The sequence below is a fragment of the Streptococcus suis genome (assembly GCF_002960445.1).
GTDB lineage: Bacteria > Bacillota > Bacilli > Lactobacillales > Streptococcaceae > Streptococcus > Streptococcus hyiners.
Genome location: NZ_POJD01000489.1, coordinates 1 through 271 on the forward strand (window position 1 = coordinate 1; position 271 = coordinate 271).

At 46.5% G+C, this 271-nt stretch carries 1 protein-coding gene; it reads left to right on the plus strand.

Annotated features, from left to right (window positions below; all coding sequences use genetic code 11):
• Positions 1 to 271: amidase family protein (locus C1G53_RS12930; protein WP_269088011.1), on the plus strand; the 271-nt coding region annotated here is incomplete at both ends.

The following is a 271-nucleotide window of genomic DNA, read 5'->3' on the forward strand; positions in this document are numbered from 1 at the left end:
CCAACTTGGATGAGATTTATGTGAAAACCCGTAGCCAAGGTTTTGGTGAGGAAGTCAAACGTCGTATTATGTTAGGTACATTTAGCTTGTCATCTGGTTACTACGATGCCTACTTCAAGAAGGCTGGTCAGGTGCGGACCTTGATTATCCAAGATTTTGAAAAGGTCTTTGCGGACTATGACTTGATTTTGGGGCCAACTGCTCCGACGGTTGCCTTTGGTTTGGACACGCTCAACCATGACCCTGTGGCCATGTACTTGGCGGACTTGTT